The organism is Candidatus Pantoea communis (genome assembly GCF_011752685.1).
Taxonomy (GTDB): Bacteria; Pseudomonadota; Gammaproteobacteria; order Enterobacterales; family Enterobacteriaceae; genus Pantoea; species Pantoea communis.
In genome coordinates this window covers 1-234 of record NZ_VWXC01000085.1, presented here as the reverse complement: position 1 = coordinate 234, position 234 = coordinate 1, and the positions used below count along the sequence as shown (strand labels likewise).

Below are 234 nucleotides of genomic sequence, written 5' to 3'. Positions count from 1 at the left end.
CGCATGAGTGCGAATTTGGTAGGCCTGAGTGGACTTGAACCACCGACCTCACCCTTATCAGGGGTGCGCTCTAACCACCTGAGCTACAAGCCTGTAGAGGTTTTTTCTGCTCGTTACTTTTCTATCAGACAATCTGTGTGAGCACTTCGAAGGAAGGTATCTTCAGGTAAGGAGGTGATCCAACCGCAGGTTCCCCTACGGTTACCTTGTTACGACTTCACCCCAGTCATGAAT

The 234-nt window shown here is 50.0% G+C and carries 1 tRNA gene and 1 rRNA gene; both read right to left on the bottom strand.

The features are described 5' to 3' along the window. Positions 1-16: 16 nt before the first annotated feature. Positions 17-93, bottom strand: a tRNA-Ile gene (locus F3J37_RS27990). A gap of 74 nt (positions 94-167) precedes the next feature. Next, positions 168-234, bottom strand: a 16S ribosomal RNA gene (locus F3J37_RS27985); the annotation flags it as partial.